This window comes from Cupriavidus sp. CPT47-8839-RL05A, from assembly GCF_058792255.1.
In genome coordinates, this window is the sequence record NZ_JBYTEG010000014.1 from 85,043 (window position 1) to 102,558 (window position 17,516).

Sequence of the window (17,516 nt, forward strand, 5' to 3'; positions counted from 1 at the left end):
TCCATGCCGGAGCGGGTGCTGAACGCCTTTCTCGACAACATGACCCTACTGAAACGCAAATCGATTGAAGCCGTGGCCTCGCGCCGTCCGGCACGTGGCACCCGCACCCGAGGCGAGGCGCCGGCACGCGAAGAAAAACGCATGACGCCGCGCTTTGCGCCGGTGACCTTCTCGGAAATGGAAGGGGTGCGCTACCTGCACTTCGGCACCGAGTGGGTGCAGGGCGCGATGCGCCTGCGCAAGCCCGATGCGATCGAGCTGGAATACGCGCAGCAGATGATGGCCTGGCTGCTGTTCCTGTCGCCCTCGGTCGAAGAATTCCACGTGGTGCAACTGGGCCTGGGCGCCGCGGCGCTGACCAAGTTCTGCCACCGCCAGTTCAGCCGCGCGCGCGTGACCGCGGTGGAGCTGAACCCCGCGGTGATCATCGCCGGGCGCAGCATGTTCGGCCTGCGCGAGGACGATGCGCGCCTGACCGTGCGCGAGCAGGATGCCTGGGACTACGTCATGGACGGCACCCACGCGGGCGCCATCGACGTGCTGCAGGTGGACCTGTACGACGCCACCGCGCGCGGCCCGGTGCTGGACACCACCGCGTTCTACCGCGCCTGCCGCCGCACGCTGAAGGCACCCGGGGTGATGACCATCAACCTGTTCGGCGACCACGACAGCTTTCCGAAGAATATCGAACGCATCTGCGATGCCTTCGACAACCGCGTGCTGGTGTTCCCGGAAGTGCATGACGGCAACGTCATTGCGCTGGCATTCAATGGGCCGGAGATCGATGTGTCGTGGGAAGTGATCGAGGCGCGCGCCGATGTGGTCGAGAAGACTACCGGTCTGCCTGCGCGCGACTGGGTACAGAAGCTGCGCGCGGCGAATGCGCGGCAGGAAGAGCGGTTGAAGATCTGAGGAACGGCCGCTCTCCCGCTGCGCGGGAGAGCGGCAGCAGGCAGTCCGGCCCTCACTCCTTGTGGAAGAACTGCGCCAGCGACCACTCGTCGGTGCGCGCCTCGTACTTCAGCCCCTTCTTCATCGCCCACATCGCCAGCTGGCTGTGCGACGGAATGATCGCGTGGTCGGCCAGCGCAAACTTGGCCGCGGTGCGGGCATTCTCCTCACGCGCCTTGTCGCTGCTGACGGTAGTCAGCGACTTCTCGATCAGCTGGTCCAGTTGCTGGTTGCTGTACTTGCCCCAGTTCCAGGTGCCGTAGCCGGTCTTGGGGTTGGGCGTGCCGGTGATCGAGCGCAAGGCCACGTCGGCCGCGGCCGAGCCCCAGCCCAGCATCTGGAAGGCGAACTCCCCCTGGCGTGCGCGCGTGAAGTAGGCCGCCACCGGCAACGTCTCCACCTTGGTCTGGATGCCGATGCGCGTCAGCATGCTGGCGGTGGCCTGCGCCACCGCGGCGTCGTTCAGGTAGCGGTTGTTGGTGGCGTGCAGCGTCAGGCCGAAGCCGTCGGGGTAGCCCGCGTCGGCCAGCAGTTTCTTCGCGCCTTCCGGATCATAGGCCTCCGGCTTGGTGCCCGGATGCCCGAAGATCTGCGGCGACACGATCGACGATGCCGGCACCGCCAGCCCTTCCATGATGCGGCTGACGATGGCGTCGCGGTTCAGCGACTTGCTGATTGCGGCGCGCACGCGCGCGTCCTTGAACGGGTTCTTGCCCAGCGGCTTGCCGGCCTTGTCGGTGACGAAGGGCGGGTTGTCGCGCGACTGGTCCATCTGCCAGAAGATGGTGCGCCACGACACCTGCTGCTCGATCTTGAACTTCGGATTCTGCTTCAGCTTGGCGACGTCGGCCGACGGTACGCTCTCGATCACGTCGACATCGCCCGCCAGCAGCGCGGACGAACGCGCGCCGTTGTCGGTGATGATGCGGAAGATGGCGCGGTCCCACTCGGGCTTGGGGCCCCAGTAGTTGGGGTTGCGCTCCATCACGATTTCCTGCCCGCGCGCAAAGCGCACGAACTTGAACGGGCCGGTGCCGATCATCGCCTTGCCCGAGTCGAAGTCCGCCTGCGTCAGCGTGGCGGCGACCTTCTTCGGCATCATCGGCACGCTGTTCAGGTCGTTGGCCAGGTTGGCGTAATTGGGCACGCTCATGGTCAGGCGCACCGTCAGCGGGTCGGGCGTGTCGATGCGCGCGATCGGCTTGGTGTAGCTGGTGAACGAGCCGGGGCTGTTGACCAGCTTCTCCGGGCGCTCCAGCGAGGCCTTGACGTCCTCGCTGGTGAAGGGCGAGCCGTCGTGCCACTTCACGTTGGGGCGCAGCTTGATCTCCCAGGTGATGGCGTTGACCGGCTTCCACGACAGCGCCAGGCCGGGGATGTAGCGCGCGTTCTTGTCCATGAACACCAGCGACTCGAACACATGCAGCGCGATGGCGTTGTTGGGGCCCGAGTTGTTCCAGTGCGGGTCCATCGAGGTCACGTCGGCCGCCAGGCCGATGCGCAGGTCTTCGGCGTGGGCGGCACCCGCCGGCAGCAGCGTGAAGGCGGCGCTGCCAAGCACCAGCGCGGTGGCGGCATGGAGCACGGCGCGACGGGCAGGGCGGCGGGGCAGGCGTTGCGGCGGCAGGGCGTGGGTCGGTGTCATCTGGCTGGCTCCTCGTGGGTCCGCGCGGGCGCGGCCGGGTTCTCAGGCGGGTTTGTCCCGCATTGTGCCGCTAAAGTGGCTTGGTTGCAGCCTTTGGCGCGGGCAGGCAAGCCGATGCGGGACGGCGCCGTTAGAATGGCGCCCATGTTTGCCAATTCCCGCACCATTGTCTCGGCCCAGGCCGATGTCCACGAACACCTGGCCGCGCGCGTCGCGCGCCACCTGGCCGAGCCGTTCCGCAAGCCCATCGGCGAAGCCAGCCGGCGCGAGCTCGGCGCGGCGCTGCAAAGCTGGCAGCAGGCCGGCGGCGCGCCGCTGATCCTGGATGCGGGCTGCGGCGTGGGCGAAAGCACGCTGCGGCTGGCCACAGCGTTCCCGGACCACTTCGTGATCGGCATCGACCAGTCCGAGAAGCGCCTGGCCGCCGGCAAGGACTGGTGGGGCGAGGCGCCGATGCCCGCCAACTTCTGCTGGGCGCGCGCCGACCTGGTCGATGCCTGGCGCCTGCTGCAGGCCGAGGCCGTGCCGGTGGCGCGCCACTACGTGCTGTACCCGAACCCGTGGCCCAAGATCGGCCACCTGGGGCGGCGCTGGCAGGGGCATGCGGTGTTCCCGGCGCTGGCCGCCTGCGGCGACTATCTGGAGTGCCGCAGCAACTGGCGCATCTATATCGATGAGTTTGCCCAGGCGCTGGCACTGGTCGGGCGCCCGGCGCGGGTAGAGGCGTGGGCCCCGGCGCAGCCGATGACGCCGTTCGAGCGCAAGTACGGGGCATCGGGCCACGGCTTGTGGCGCTGCGTCAGCGAGCGCCAGCGCGCCTGAGCGGCTCGCCAATGAAGACGGCCCGCGCATGCGGGCCGTCTTTTTGCCAGGCGCAGCCGGGCGCGTCAGTGGAACAGCGGCTGCTGCGTCGGGGCGTCCTCGGGCAGTTCGGCATGCACGATCTCGCCGTTGCGGTCCGCGTACAGCGGCGTGCCGCAGTCCTCGCAGTATTCCGGATCGAACAGCGCGGCGTGGCGGAAGATGTCTTCAACGCCGGCGTTGCGCAGTTCCTCGCAGATCTGCTCGAGCGGGTTGCCCTTTTCGTCGGCATCGACCTCGCCGGCTTCGCGGCCGTAGACCGGCCACACGATGCCGTAGATCACATCCTTCTCGCCGCGCATGGTGAAGCCCACGCGGTATTCCTCGACCACTTCCTCGCCGAAGGCAGCCACCACGGCGGCCAGCTGGCCGGCGGAGATGTCGAGCGTGCCGCACAGGTAGTTGACCGCGGCGCGCACGGTCAGCGGGCGGATGCTCTTGTCGGACTCGCGGCAGGACAGGAAGAAGGCGTCGGGCAGCAGCAGCTCGAACTCGCAGCCCGGCAGCAGCAGCGCCACCGACGGCTGCACCTGGGTGCGCCACTGGTCGAGGCAGGTCGAGCGCTCGGCATGGTGCTCCTTGGCGTCTTCCTGCCAGCGGAACAGCGCCTGCTCGTGCGGGGCCACCACCACCGCCAGCAGGTAGCGCGGATCGGCCAGGATCGGCGCGGTCTCGGGCAGGTCGCGCAGGTCGACCTTGGGTACCGTGCCGGCCAGGGCGGCCGCGGCCAGCTTGTGCGTCAGCGCAAAGGTGTCGCTGTGCGTGCGCGGCAGCTGGTCGATGCTATAGAGGTAGGGCGACAGCGAGACCTTGGTGCCGCTGGCCAGCACATGTGCCTGCAGGTGCACCGCCAGCGTCTGCGCCAGCTCCGGCTTGAGCGAGCCGGAGGGAATGGCGTAGCGCGTGTGCGCCAGGATCGGGGCGGCGATCAGCAGCGCGTCATGGCGCTGGCCGTCGACCTCGATGGTGGCGGATTCGGCGAGCGTCTCGGCCTGCTCGGCCAGCACGTCGGAGGCGTCTGCATTGTGCTTGAACAGGTGTTCCAGCGCCGCGTCGAGCGCGGTCTGGCTCCCGTTCTTCAGCAGGCGGCCCAGGCGCTGCGAGAGCCGCCGTTCCCAGTACGCGTCCTCCATGCGGCTGCCCGAAGCGTCGAGGGCGAGCGCATCGGCCACCAGACGCTCGGCGTCAGGGGAGAGTCGTGGGGAAGCCTTGGGGCGAAAACCTGCCATAGAAAGAAACCGTCCGTTTATGCGTAAAACGGTATTCTACTCGTTGCGTTGACACGCAGGCCGCTATATGCGTGCGGCGTGTGCGGACGCGCCCGGGCGTGTGGCTTTATTTCTGGGCCGGAGCGGAGGCGGCAGGGGCCGCGGGCGCGTGGCTCTCGACGCTGTGCGACTCGCCGGACATGGAAACGTCACTGCCGCCCTTGGTCAGCAGATAGAGGGCCGCGCCGGCAACCACGACGAATGCGATAAGGATCTTAACCATGGTGTCTCCTGATTCTGGATGATGCCGGGCGGACCCGGCTTCCGGTCGTGCGACCGCTGTTCTTGTGCAACACAGTGTGGCAGCACTGGCTTGCGTGGAACTTACACGCACGGGACTTCGTTCGGGGTGATGCAAGGGGCGCAGGACACCAATGAAAAACGCCGCCTGCCCGGGCCCCGCAACGGGGGCCAGGCAGGCGGCGTCAGCCTTGGCTGGCTGCGGGCGCCCCAGGTGGATCTCAGGCGGCCAGCAGCTGGCGCAGAACGAACGGCAGGATGCCGCCGTGGTTGTAGTAGTCGACCTCGATCGGCGTATCGATGCGCAGCAGCACCGGCACGCGCTGCACGTCGCCGTTGGCGCGGTGGATCACCAGCACCACGTCCTGCTGCGGCTTCAGGTCACCCTCGATGCCTTCAATATCGAAGGTCTCGTTGCCGGTGATGCCCAGTGTCTGCGCGCTGTCGTTGCCCTTGAACTGCAGCGGCAGCACGCCCATGCCGACCAGGTTGGAGCGGTGGATGCGCTCGAAGCTGCGTGCCACCACGGCCTTCACGCCCAGCAGCTGCGTGCCCTTGGCGGCCCAGTCGCGCGACGAGCCGGTGCCGTACTCTTCGCCGCCGAACACCACCGTGGGCGTGCCCTCGGCCACGTACCTCATGGCGGCATCGTAGATCGACATTTCGTCACCGGTGGGCTGGTGCAGCGTGATGCCGCCTTCCACGCGTGCGCCGTCGGCCTTGGGCGGGATCATCAGGTTCTTGATGCGCACGTTGGCGAAGGTGCCGCGCATCATGACTTCATGGTTGCCGCGGCGCGAACCGTAGCTGTTGAAGTCGGCCTTCAGCACGCCGTGCGACAGCAGGTACTTGCCCGCGGGCGAGGTGTCCTTGATCGAACCGGCCGGCGAGATGTGGTCGGTCGTCACCGAGTCGCCGAAAATGCCCAGCGCACGCGCGCCGCGCACGCTGGCGCTGGTGGCGGCGGGCTGCATGCTGAAGTCCTGGAAGAAGGGCGGCTCGGCGATGTACGTCGACTTGGGCCAGTCGTACACCTGGCCCTTGGTGCCCTTGATGGCGGCCCACAGCTTGCTCGGCTTCTTGACCTGTTCGTAGTTGCCCTTGAAGGTCTTGGCATCCATCGCGTACTTCATCAGTGCGTGGATTTCTTCCGAGGTCGGCCAGATATCGCCCAGGTAGATGTCGCGGCCCTTCTTGCCCTTGCCCACGGGCTCGGTCATCAGGTCGCGCGTGACATTGCCGGCGATGGCGTAGGCCACCACCAGCGGCGGCGAGGCCAGGAAGTTGGCGCGGATGTTCGGGTGGATGCGGGCCTCGAAATTGCGGTTGCCCGACAGCACGGCAGCGGCCACGAGGTCGTTCCTGGTGATGGCCTCGTTCAGCTCGGGCGTCAGGTCGCCGGCGTTGCCGATGCAGGTGGTGCAACCATAGGCGGTCACGCCGAAGCCCAGCTTTTCCAGGTACGGCAGCAGGCCGGCGGCCTTCAGGTATTCAGTCACCACGCGGCTGCCCGGGGCCAGCGAGGTCTTGATGTGCGGCGCCACCGTCAGGCCGGCTTCAACCGCCTTCTTGGCCAGCAGGCCGGCGCCCAGCAGCACGCTCGGGTTGGAGGTGTTGGTGCAGGACGTGATCGCGGCGATCAGCACGTCGCCGTTCTTCACCTCGAGGCCGTCGGTGGTGGTGTAGGCGCGGTCCAGGTCGGCTGCCTCCTTGTTGAAGCCGTTCTCGGCCACCGGCTTGCTGAACAGCGAGGCGAAGGTGCTCTTGACGTTGCCGATCTCGATGCGGTCCTGCGGGCGCTTCGGGCCCGCCAGCGACGGCGCCACCGTGCCCAGGTCCAGCGTCACCACCTTGCTGTAGTCGATCTCGCCGGCCCTGGGAATGCCGAACATCTTCTGTGCGCGGAAATAGCCCTCGAACGCGGCGATTTCCTCTTCGGTGCGGCCGGTGCCCTTGAAGTAGTCGATGGTCTTCTCGTCCACCGGGAAGAAGCCCATGGTGGCGCCGTATTCCGGCGCCATGTTGCCGATGGTGGCGCGGTCGGGCAGGGCCAGGCTGGCGGTGCCTTCGCCGAAGAACTCGACGAACTTGCCGACGACCTTCTCCTTGCGCAGCATCTCGGTGATGTTCAGCACCAGGTCGGTCGCGGTGACGCCTTCGCGCAGGCGGCCCTTCAGCTCCACGCCAACCACGTCCGGCGTCAGGAAATAGACCGGCTGGCCCAGCATGCCGGCCTCGGCCTCGATGCCGCCGACGCCCCAGCCCACCACGCCGATGCCGTTGATCATGGTGGTGTGCGAATCAGTGCCGACCAGGGTGTCCGGGTAGTAGACGCCGTCTTTCTTGTGCACGCCGCGGGCCAGGTATTCCAGGTTGACCTGGTGCACGATGCCGAAGCCCGGCTGCACCACGCCGAAGGTATCGAAGGCCTGCATGCCCCACTTCATGAACTGGTAGCGCTCGTTGTTGCGCTGGAATTCCAGCTGCATGTTCAGGTCCAGCGCCTTCTTTTCGCGGAAATGGTCGACCTGCACCGAGTGGTCGACCACCAGGTCCACCGGCACCAGCGGCTCGATCTTCTTGGGGTTCTTGCCCATCTTCTCGGCGACATTGCGCATCGCGGCGAGGTCGGCCAGCAGCGGCACGCCGGTAAAGTCCTGCAAGACCACGCGGGCCACCACGAAGGGAATCTCGTCGACGCGCTCGGCGTTCGGCTTCCAGTTGGCCAGTTGCCTGACGTGCTCTTCGGTGACCTTCTTGCCGTCGCAGTTGCGCAGCACCGATTCCAGCACCACGCGGATCGACACCGGCAGGCGCCCGATTGCCACGTCCAGCTCCTCGCCCAACTGGGGCAGGGAGTAATACTGGCCCTTGCCGGAAGAGCCGATCTTGAATTCTTTTAGCGTGTTCTTGAGGTTGTGGGGCATTGCCGTACTCCGATCGAAGGATGATGCGATGGCATTTGGCTCGGACCTGAATCAAGACCCCGGTGCGCTGCCGCGGCATTTGACCGCGGTCCGAGGCCGGCAGCGCACTGCAACTGCATACTCTAACCGCCGCGCGGCTTTGGCGCCACCCGGCTCGGCATCCCGCCGGCCGCGACGGCGCCGGCGCGACAGCATGCCCGCCCGGGATTGGCCGCCCGGCAAGGCAAAAAGGGCGCTGGCGGCCGGAATTCAGCGGCCGCCAGCGCCCCGGTACGGACTTACTGCTTGGGTGCTGCGGATTGCTGGGCGCCTTCCGGTACCTGCGTCGGGCCGCCCGGGGGCGTGACCAGCAGCGGGGTGGTGGCCGGGGCGCGCAGGCCGCCGGCCTGGGTCGGGGCCGCGGCGCCGGCCTGCATGGCGGGGCTCTGGCAGTCGTCGGCCAGGCGCTGGCCCAGGTTCTTGTTGAACAGCATGGCCTTGCTCGGGATCACCACCAGGTCCAGGCCGGTGCGGGCGTCGTAGTAGCGGTCGGCGCCGGTCACCGTGGGCTGGCGCGGCAGCTTGTAGTCGCGGCCTTGCCAGTGCACGGTCAGGACCTCGTCGCGCAGCATGTCGCCGGCGATATACAGGTTGTTGCCCAGTTCACACTGCCATTTTTCGCCGTTCGGCGTGACCGCGGCAGCAGCGCCGGCCGCCGCGGCGGTCCCGGCAGCAGCCTTTTTCTTGGTCGAAGCCTTCTTGGTGGTGGTCTTCTTGGCAGGTTCCTGCGCCATCACGGCGGTGGCGGTGGTCAGGCTGAATGCGCCGATGCAGGCGGCAAGGACAAGATGTTTCATTTTGTGAGTGCCTTTCGGATACTGAAATCGATTTATGTTTCATTTGCCGCCGTCAAATCGGGCGGCGCCGGGACAATTTCCGCCGCTATTCTCTACGATTTGCCCAGGGCGGCGTAGTGCTCTGGTCTTTGGTTACATTATCGAAGGGGACTAGTTGGCCCGGCTTCACTTGCGCTTGCCAATCGGCACGAACTTCAGGTTCTCCGGACCGGTATAGTTGGCGCTCGGGCGGATGATCTTGTTGTCGATGCGCTGTTCGATGATGTGCGCGGCCCAGCCCGAGGTACGCGCGATCACAAAGAGCGGCGTGAACATCGCCGTCGGCACGCCCATCATGTGGTAGCTCACCGCGCTGAACCAGTCCAGGTTCGGGAACATCTTCTTGATGTCCCACATCACCGTTTCCAGGCGCTCGGCGATGTCGAACATCTTCATCGAGCCGGCATCCTTCGACAGCTTCTTCGCCACTTCCTTGATCACTTGGTTGCGCGGGTCGCCGGTGGTGTACACCGGGTGGCCGAAGCCGATCACGACTTCCTTGTTCTCGACGCGGCGGGTGATGTCGGCCTGGGCCTCGTCGGGGTTGTCGTAGCGCTTCTGGATCTCGAACGCGACCTCGTTGGCGCCGCCGTGCTTGGGGCCGCGCAGCGCACCGATGGCGCCGGCGATCGACGAGTACATGTCCGAGCCCGTGCCGGCGATCACGCGGGCGGTGAAGGTCGAGGCGTTGAACTCGTGCTCGGCGTACAGGTTGAGCGAGGTGTTCATGGCGCGCTCCCACAGCGTCGACGGCTTCTCGCCGTGCAGCAGGTGCAGGAAGTGGCCGCCGATGGATTCATCGTCGGTTTCGACTTCGATGCGCTTGCCATTGTGGCTGTAGTGGTACCAGTACAGCAGCATCGAACCCAGGCTGGCCATCAGGCGGTCGGCGATGTCGCGCGCGCCCGGGGTGTTGTGGTCTTCCTTCTCCGGCAGCACGGTGCCCAGCACCGACACGCCGGTGCGCATCACGTCCATCGGGTGGGCGCTGGCGGGCACCCATTCCAACGCGGCCTTCACATTGGCGGGCAGGCCGCGCAGGCTCTTGAGCTTGGCCTTGTAGGCGGCCAGTTCGGATCTGGTCGGCAGCTTGCCGTGCACCAGCAGGTGGGCGATTTCCTCGAACTCGCAGGTCTCGGCGATGTCGAGGATGTCGTAGCCGCGGTAGTGCAGGTCATTGCCGGTGCGGCCGACGGTGCACAGCGCGGTGTTGCCGGCGGTCACGCCCGACAGCGCGACGGATTTCTTGACCCGGGGTGCGGCCGGCTCGCTGGCGGTGGCGTCGGGTGCGGCGAACTTCGAGGCGGACATCCGTGTCTCCTTGGGCGCTGCCCTGATTGTTTTTTGGGATGGGTATCGGCTTCAGGCGAAGAACAGCGCTTCCACATTGGCCGGCAGCGGCGTGCCGGTGGCCTGCGCGCGCTGCAGCAGCGACCAGTAGTAGCGGTAGCTGGCGCGGTCGTGCAACTGGCCGTCGTGGCGGATCGGCGCCCAGTTGTTCTCGTGCGCCGCCAGCAGGATCTGGCTGGCCGCGCCGATTTCTTCGGCGCCCGGGCGGAACGCCGCCACGATCGGCGCGATCTGGCCCGGATGGATGCTCCACTTGCGCAGGTAGCCGAACTCGCTGCGCGCGCGCAGCGCGTCGTCGCCGGCGCGCTGCGGCGTCTGCACGTCGGTGCTGACGTTGTGCGACGGTACCTTGCCGTGGCGGTGGCAGGCGGCGGAAATCTCCAGCATGGCGCGGCGGATCAGCGGGTGTTCGAACTGCTGCGGCGAGCGCATGGCTTCGCCCGGGATGGCGCCATGGTGGGCCGAGACAAAGTCCATCAGGCCGAAGCTCAGGCATTCCACCTGCACCAGCGCGGCAATATCGAAGGCCTGTTCCAGCGCGGCGTGGGTCTCGACCAGCACATGGATCGGGATATGCCGGGCGATGCCGGCGTTGCGCGCCACCTGGTTGACGTGATCGGTCACGCGCGCGACCTCGACCACGTCGGTGACCTTGGGCACCACCACATAGGCCAGGCGCGCGCCGGCGGCGCGCACCAGCACGTCGACGTCCTCGCGCCAGCTCGGGTGGGCCGGGTCATGGATGCGCACGCCGACGCGGTGGTGGGCATTGAGCGGGCTGTTGACCAGCTGCGCGCACAGCTCGGCATGCTCGCGCTCATGGCCGACGGCGGCGCCGTCCTCGCAGTCGAAGGTGATGTCGAAGACGGGGCCAAGCTCTTGTTGCAGGGCAAGCGATTTGCGCATCAGCTTTTCGCTGCCCGCGTAGTGGTCACACACCGGCAGCTGGACCGGGATGGCTTCGCCCTGGAACAAGACCTCGGAAGGATGCACGTTGATTCGGATCGGTTTGGGTTGACGGGGGAGAGCAGGGGCCATCGTAGCCCCTGAATATGAAAAAACCGGGGTCCGCGCTGATTCGTGAATCGTTGCGGAACCCCGGTCTTTCCTCGAGCGATCGGAGGATCAGCCCAGCAGGTGCTGCACGCCGGCCTTCTCTTCTTCCAGTTCCTTCAGCGTGATGTTGATCTTTTCCTGGCTGTAGGCGTCGATCTCCAGGCCCTTGACGATCTCGTACTTGCCGTTGGCGGTGGTCACCGGGTAGCCGAACATGGTGTCGGCGGGGATGCCGTACTCGCCGTTCGACGGGATGCCCATGGTGACGACGCGGCCGTTGCTGCCCAGTACCCAGTCATGGACGTGGTCGATGGCGGCATTGGCAGCCGAAGCGGCCGACGACAGGCCACGGGCCTCGATGATGGCGGCGCCACGCTTGCCGACGGTCGGCAGGAACACGTCGTTGTTCCACACCGGGTCGTTGATCATGTCCTTGACGCTCTTGCCGTCGACGGTCGCGTAACGGTAGTCGGCGTACATGGTCGGGCTGTGGTTGCCCCACACGAACATCTTCTCGATCGACGACACCGGCTTGCCGGTCTTGGCGGCGATTTGCGACAGGGCACGGTTGTGGTCCAGGCGCAGCATCGCGGTGAAGTTCTCGCGCGGCAGGTTCGGGGCCGACTTCATGGCGATATAGGCGTTGGTGTTGGCCGGGTTGCCGACCACCAGCACCTTGACGTCGCGGCTGGCGACTTCGTCCAGCGCCTTGCCCTGCACGGTGAAGATCTGGGCGTTGGCCTCGAGCAGGTCCTTGCGCTCCATGCCCTTGCTGCGCGGACGGGCGCCAACCAGCAGGGCCACGTCGGCATCCTTGAAGGCAACCTTGGGGTCATCGGTGATGACCACGCCGGCCAGCAGCGGGAACGCGCAGTCTTCCAGTTCCATCACCACACCCTTGACGGCTTGCTGGGCTTGCGGGAGGTCGAGCAGTTGGAGGATGACCGGCTGGTCTTTGCCCAGCATGTCGCCATTGGCGATGCGGAACAGCAGGGAGTAGCCGATCTGGCCAGCGGCGCCGGTCACTGCGACGCGCATTGGGGCTTTAGCCATGAGTAAATCTCCAAACGATAGAAGGGGGGAAGCCGGTCGGTGGCATGCCGTTGCCGTAACAAGGGGCGCGGCGGATCACCGGGTGCTGGTTGTCGCCACAGCGGGGAGCGGCCGTCCGCCGGTACCTGGTGGCGGGGCCACGGGGCGGAACCGGTGAGGGGGAGCCACAACGGGTCATGGTGATGCAACAAAGCGTTAGTCTACTGCGAAGCGTGGCGCCATTTCCAGACCGGAGCGCTGCCGGGAATCTGCCGGGCCGATACATTCCGGTATCCTGGCTGCTGCTGGCGGGCCTGGGAGGGCCATCGCGGGCGTGGACCAGCGCGAGTGTAGGCCGGGCCTCCCGTGATGTCAATTCATATGTCTTATATAAGACATAAGACAATTAACGTAAGGCTGGACGTATCTTGCCCTTTTGTGGTGAAATCCCGCTATGTCCTCCCTGCCTACGTCCCTGACTGGCGCAGCCGCACCCGGCGCGCCGGAATCTGGCGCCGCCACGCCTGGCGCCGGGGCGCAGCCGCCTTCTTCGCCGCCCGCGCCTGTGCCGCAGGCGGCCCCGCCATCTGGCCCCGCCTCTGGTCTGCAGTCCGTGCCATCGCCCACCTTCAGCCCGCTCTACCAGCAGATCAAGGCGCTGATCACGCGCAGCCTGCAATCCGGCGAATGGAAGCCCGGCGAGATGATCCCCAGCGAAATGGAGCTGGCCTCACGCTACAAGGTCAGCCAGGGCACGGTGCGCAAGGCCATCGATGAACTCGCCGCCGAGAACCTGGTGGCGCGCCGGCAGGGCAAGGGCACTTTCGTGACCACGCACCATGAAGACGTGGTCAAGTTCCGCTTCCTGCGCCTCGTCCCGGACGAAGGCGAACCCCATTATGGCGCCAGCCGCGTGCTGGAATGCAAGCGCCTGCGCGCCCCCGCCGAAATTGCCCGGCTGCTCGACATCCGCACCGGCGACAGCGTGGTGCAGATCCGCCGCGTGCTGAATTTCTCGGGCGAGTCGACCGTGCTGGATGAAATCTGGCTGCTCGGCGCCAACTTCAAGGGCCTCACCGCTGAAAAGCTGACCGAGTGGAAGGGCCCCATGTATGCATTGTTCGAGGCCGAGTTCGGTACGCGCATGATCCGCGCCTCGGAGAAGATCCGCGCCGTGCCTGCCGATGAAACCGCGGCCGAGTTGCTGGCTGTCCCGGTAGGCTCGCCGCTGCTGTCAGTCGAGCGGGTGTCGTACACCTATGGCGACCGCCCCGTCGAAGTGCGCCGCGGGCTGTACGTGACTACGCGGCACTATTACCAGAACGACCTGAGCTGACGCCGGCGCATGGCATGATGCGCCCGCTGGCGTTGATTATTGTGGCTTTCGTCATGACGGTGCGGGCTGTTGCGCGGCGCGGCTAATGTTGCGCTGGATTGCCCGCCGGATGTGATTAGTGTGCGATTGTCGGGCGGCACCTGTTGGTGCCTGATAGCTGAAAATTATTGGTGCAGCGCGCAACAAAGGCGCTAAAATCTCATGGATTTGCCCTAATGCATCCCGTTGCATGCAGGGCAGTGGCAGTTTCGTTTTTTGTTTACCGCAAATGGGGTCTCGCATGGCTGAAGCCGTCAAACAAGCCAGGCCGGAGTACCGGAATATCGGTATCGCGCAGATTGCGCGCTACCGGTTGCCCTGGGCCGGCAAGGTATCCATCCTGCATCGCGTGAGCGGTGCACTGATGTTCCTCCTCCTTCCCTTCGTCCTGTATCTGTTTGAGCAGAGCATAACTTCGGAACTGAGCTTCGCAAAGTTCTCGGCGCTTCTGTCCGGTGGCTTCGTCAAGCTGGTTCTGCTGGTCCTGATCTGGGGTTATCTGCATCACTTCTGCGCGGGTATCCGTTTCCTGCTGCTGGATGTGCACGTCGGCGTTTCCAAGCCGGCCTCGGCCAAGTCTGCCATCGGCGTGCTGGTTGTGAGCCTGCTGCTTACCCTGATTTTCGGCCTGAAGCTGTTCGGCCTGTTCTGAGGAGAATCAAGGTGGCAAACAATAATATCGGTCCCAAGCGTCTTGTCGTCGGTGCGCACTACGGCCTGAAAGACTGGCTGGCGCAGCGCGTCACGGCCGTGATCATGGTGGTCTTCACCGTGGTCCTGGCCATTGCCTTCCTGCTGTCGAACGGCGCTTCGTATGAAGCGTGGGCAGGGCTCTTCTCCAACCAGTGGATGAAGATCATCACGTTCCTGACCATCCTGTCGCTGCTGTATCACGCCTGGATCGGCGTGCGCGACATCTGGATGGACTATGTGCGTCCGATGGCGGTTCGCCTCGTGCTGCAAGTTCTTACGATTCTGTGGCTCGTCGGTTGCGCGGGCTACGCTGCTCAGATTCTCTGGAGGGTGTAATAAATGGTCGCAGTCAAGACTGGATTGCCGCGTCGCCGTTTCGACGTGGTCATCGTCGGTGCTGGCGGCGCCGGGATGCGCGCATCCCTCCAGCTCGCGGAAGCCGGCCTGAACGTGGCCGTGCTGTCCAAGGTGTTCCCGACGCGCTCGCACACGGTGGCGGCACAGGGCGGCATCGGCGCTTCGCTGGGGAACATGAGCGAAGACAACTGGCACTACCACTTCTACGACACCATCAAGGGCTCGGACTGGCTGGGTGACCAGGACGCGATCGAGTTCATGTGCCGTGAAGCCCCGAAGGTCGTGTACGAGCTCGAACACTTCGGCATGCCGTTCGACCGCAACCCCGACGGCACCATCTACCAGCGTCCGTTCGGCGGCCACACCGCCAACTACGGTGAAAAGCCGGTGCAGCGCGCCTGCGCCGCGGCTGACCGTACCGGCCACGCGCTGCTGCACACGCTGTACCAGCGCAACGTGCGCGCCAAGACCCACTTCTTCGTCGAGTGGATGGCGCTGGACCTGATCCGTGACCAGGACGGCGACGTGCTGGGCGTGACCGCGCTGGAAATGGAGACCGGCGAGGTCTACATCCTCGAGGCCAAGACCACGCTGTTCGCGACCGGCGGTGCCGGCCGTATCTATGCAGCTTCCACCAACGCCTTCATCAACACCGGTGACGGCCTGGGCATGGCAGCGCGCGCAGGCGTGCCGCTGGAAGACATGGAATTCTGGCAGTTCCACCCGACCGGCGTGGCCGGCGCGGGCGTGCTGATCACCGAAGGCGTGCGCGGCGAAGGCGGTATCCTGCGCAACAAGGACGGCGAGCGCTTCATGGAGCGCTATGCCCCGACGCTGAAGGACCTGGCGCCGCGTGACTTCGTCTCGCGCTCGATGGACCAGGAAATCAAGGAAGGCCGCGGCTGCGGCCCGAACGGCGACTACGTGCTGCTCGACCTGACCCACGTCGGCGCCGAGACCATCATGAAGCGCCTGCCGTCGATCCGCGAAATCGGCATGAAGTTCGCCAACGTCGACGCGATCAAGGAACCGATCCCGGTGGTCCCGACCATCCACTACCAGATGGGTGGCATTCCGACCAACTACCACGGCCAGGTCGTGGTGCCGAAGAACGGCAACCCGAACGAAGTGCTCAACGGCTTCTACGCGATCGGCGAATGCTCGTGCGTGTCGGTGCACGGCGCCAACCGCCTGGGCACCAACTCGCTGCTCGACCTGGTGGTGTTCGGCCGCGCCGCCGGCAATCACATCATCGCCCAGAACCTGAAGCAGAAAGAGCACAAGCCGCTGCCGGCCGACGCCGCTGACCTCGCGCTGTCGCGCCTGGCCAAGCTGCAGTCGTCGTCCTCGGGCGAGTACACGCAGGACGTCGCCAACGACATCCGCAAGAACATGCAGTCGCATGCCGGCGTGTTCCGTACCCAGAAGCTGATGGACGAAGGCGTCGAGCGCATCCTGGAAGTATCCGAGCGTGCCGACAACATCCACCTGAAGGACAAGTCCAAGGTCTTCAACACCGCGCTGGTGGAAGCCCTGGAAGTGGCCAACCTGGTGGAAGTGGCCAAGGCCACCATGATCTCGGCGGCCGCCCGCAAGGAATCGCGCGGTGCCCACGCGCACAGCGACTTCCCGAACCGCGACGACCAGAACTGGCTCAAGCACACGCTGTTCTACAGCGAAGGCAACCGCCTCGACTACAAGCCGGTGAAGATGGAACCGCTGACGGTGGAAAGCGTGCCGCCGAAGGCCCGTACCTTCTGAGCACCGCATCGTAGAGACAACAGGACCCACAGAAATGAAGCGTATTTTCGAAGTCTACCGCTACGATCCGGACAAGGATGCGGCACCGCGCATGCAGACCTACGAGGTCGAGCTGGACGGTCACGAGCGCATGCTGCTGGACGCGCTGGTCAAGCTGAAGAAGCTGGACGAGACCATCTCGTTCCGCCGTTCGTGCCGCGAAGGCGTGTGCGGCTCGGACGCGATGAACATCAACGGCAAGAACGGCCTGGCCTGCCTGACCAATATGCGCGAGCTGCCGGACCGCATCGTGCTGCGTCCGCTGCCCGGCCTGCCGGTGGTGCGCGACCTGATCGTCGACATGACGAACTTCTTCAAGCAGTACAACTCGATCAAGCCGTTCCTGATCAACGACGAGCCGCCGCCCGAGAAAGAGCGCCTGCAGTCGCCGGAAGAGCGCGACGAGCTGGATGGCCTGTACGAGTGCATTCTCTGCGCCAGCTGCTCGACGTCGTGCCCGTCGTTCTGGTGGAACCCGGACAAGTTCGTCGGCCCGGCCGGCCTGCTGCAGGCTTACCGCTTTATTGCGGACAGCCGCGACCAGGCCACCAACGAGCGCCTGGACAACCTGAACGACCCGTACCGCCTGTTCCGCTGCCACAGCATCATGAACTGCGTCGATGTGTGCCCGAAGGGTCTGAACCCGACCAAGGCCATCGGCAAGATCAAGGAGCTGATGGTCCGCCGCGCGGTCTGAGCCTGCGGCTGTCTGCAGTAGTAAGCGGCGCGTCAGCCAGAGCGGCTATATCTGGCTGGCGCGCCGAAAGTAGGAAGCCATGACTGAGAGTCCTGCCACCACCTTCTCCCATCAGGCCGACCCGCACAAGCGCGCACGTCTGCGCTGGCGCGCCCGCCGCGGCCTGCTGGAGAACGACATCATCGTCGAACGTTTTTTCAACCGTTACGAGGAGAGCCTGTCCGACGAGGACGTGGCTTCGCTGAGCGTGCTGTTCGAACTCAGCGACAACGAGTTGATGGACCTGCTCCTTGCGCGCAAGGAACTGGACGGTGAGCTCGACACGCCCCCGATGCAGCGAGTGATCGCCCTGCTGCGTACGGTCTGAGTTTTGGTCAACATTATTATTC

The 17,516-nt window shown here is 65.6% G+C and carries 16 protein-coding genes; 8 read left to right on the forward strand and 8 right to left on the reverse strand.

From position 1 onward, the window contains the following. Nucleotides 1-39: 39 nt before the first annotated feature. The gene (locus tag AC3WVS_RS18345; RefSeq protein ID WP_010813542.1) at nt 40-912 is read left to right on the forward strand and encodes a class I SAM-dependent methyltransferase; all 873 of its coding nucleotides are present in this window, start codon (nt 40-42) and stop codon (nt 910-912) included. A 52-nt stretch (nt 913-964) separates the two neighbouring features. Here AC3WVS_RS18345 and AC3WVS_RS18350 read toward each other — a convergent pair whose 3' ends face one another. Beyond that, nucleotides 965-2,596, reverse strand: coding sequence for an ABC transporter substrate-binding protein (locus tag AC3WVS_RS18350; RefSeq protein ID WP_492319815.1), 1,632 nt, complete (start codon nt 2,594-2,596; stop codon nt 965-967). 135 nt (nt 2,597-2,731) lie between these two features. Here AC3WVS_RS18350 and trmB point away from each other — a divergent pair, with 135 nt between their 5' ends. Further along, nucleotides 2,732-3,418, forward strand: coding sequence for a tRNA (guanine(46)-N(7))-methyltransferase TrmB (trmB, locus tag AC3WVS_RS18355; RefSeq protein ID WP_492319816.1), 687 nt, complete (start codon nt 2,732-2,734; stop codon nt 3,416-3,418). Between the two features lie 65 nt (nt 3,419-3,483). Here trmB and AC3WVS_RS18360 read toward each other — a convergent pair whose 3' ends face one another. The 7 genes from AC3WVS_RS18360 to AC3WVS_RS18390 all read right to left on the reverse strand — a co-directional run bounded on the left by AC3WVS_RS18360 (nt 3,484) and on the right by AC3WVS_RS18390 (nt 12,226). After that, entirely contained in the window at nt 3,484-4,686 is a 1,203-nt protein-coding gene (locus AC3WVS_RS18360) for a DUF2863 family protein (RefSeq protein WP_492319817.1), read from the reverse strand. Between the two features lie 106 nt (nt 4,687-4,792). Further along, nucleotides 4,793-4,948, reverse strand: coding sequence for a hypothetical protein (locus tag AC3WVS_RS18365; RefSeq protein ID WP_010813538.1), 156 nt, complete (start codon nt 4,946-4,948; stop codon nt 4,793-4,795). Nucleotides 4,949-5,186: 238 nt separating this feature from the next. After that, nucleotides 5,187-7,892, reverse strand: a complete 2,706-nt coding sequence (gene acnA / locus AC3WVS_RS18370) for an aconitate hydratase AcnA (RefSeq protein ID WP_492319818.1) — start codon at nt 7,890-7,892, stop codon at nt 5,187-5,189. Between the two features lie 278 nt (nt 7,893-8,170). Then, the gene (locus AC3WVS_RS18375; RefSeq protein ID WP_492319819.1) at nt 8,171-8,728 is read right to left on the reverse strand and encodes a hypothetical protein; all 558 of its coding nucleotides are present in this window, start codon (nt 8,726-8,728) and stop codon (nt 8,171-8,173) included. Nucleotides 8,729-8,893: 165 nt separating this feature from the next. Next, the gene (gene prpC / locus AC3WVS_RS18380; protein WP_492319820.1) at nt 8,894-10,078 is read right to left on the reverse strand and encodes a bifunctional 2-methylcitrate synthase/citrate synthase; all 1,185 of its coding nucleotides are present in this window, start codon (nt 10,076-10,078) and stop codon (nt 8,894-8,896) included. A 51-nt stretch (nt 10,079-10,129) separates the two neighbouring features. After that, nucleotides 10,130-11,110 (reverse strand): HpcH/HpaI aldolase/citrate lyase family protein, encoded by a 981-nt coding sequence (locus AC3WVS_RS18385; protein ID WP_492319821.1) that lies wholly within the window; start codon nt 11,108-11,110, stop codon nt 10,130-10,132. Nucleotides 11,111-11,242: 132 nt separating this feature from the next. Then, nucleotides 11,243-12,226, reverse strand: a complete 984-nt coding sequence (locus AC3WVS_RS18390) for a malate dehydrogenase (RefSeq protein ID WP_492319822.1) — start codon at nt 12,224-12,226, stop codon at nt 11,243-11,245. 433 nt (nt 12,227-12,659) lie between these two features. On the opposite strand from AC3WVS_RS18390, the gene AC3WVS_RS18395 reads away from it, so the two are divergent. The 6 genes from AC3WVS_RS18395 (at nt 12,660) to AC3WVS_RS18420 (ending at nt 17,494) form a co-directional block, all read left to right on the forward strand. After that, entirely contained in the window at nt 12,660-13,541 is an 882-nt protein-coding gene (locus AC3WVS_RS18395; protein ID WP_492319823.1) for a GntR family transcriptional regulator, read from the forward strand. A gap of 280 nt (nt 13,542-13,821) precedes the next feature. After that, on the forward strand, nt 13,822-14,232 hold the full coding sequence (gene sdhC / locus AC3WVS_RS18400) for a succinate dehydrogenase, cytochrome b556 subunit (RefSeq protein WP_010814616.1): 411 nt from the start codon (nt 13,822-13,824) through the stop codon (nt 14,230-14,232). 11 nt (nt 14,233-14,243) lie between these two features. Beyond that, nucleotides 14,244-14,609 (forward strand): succinate dehydrogenase, hydrophobic membrane anchor protein, encoded by a 366-nt coding sequence (gene sdhD / locus AC3WVS_RS18405; protein WP_010814617.1) that lies wholly within the window; start codon nt 14,244-14,246, stop codon nt 14,607-14,609. 3 nt (nt 14,610-14,612) lie between these two features. Continuing rightward, nucleotides 14,613-16,391, forward strand: a complete 1,779-nt coding sequence (sdhA, locus tag AC3WVS_RS18410) for a succinate dehydrogenase flavoprotein subunit (protein WP_492319824.1) — start codon at nt 14,613-14,615, stop codon at nt 16,389-16,391. A gap of 34 nt (nt 16,392-16,425) precedes the next feature. Next, on the forward strand, nt 16,426-17,127 hold the full coding sequence (locus AC3WVS_RS18415) for a succinate dehydrogenase iron-sulfur subunit (RefSeq protein ID WP_010814619.1): 702 nt from the start codon (nt 16,426-16,428) through the stop codon (nt 17,125-17,127). A 79-nt stretch (nt 17,128-17,206) separates the two neighbouring features. Further along, complete coding sequence (locus AC3WVS_RS18420; protein ID WP_479941077.1) at nt 17,207-17,494, forward strand: FAD assembly factor SdhE; 288 nt, start codon at nt 17,207-17,209, stop codon at nt 17,492-17,494. Nucleotides 17,495-17,516 lie beyond the last annotated feature (22 nt).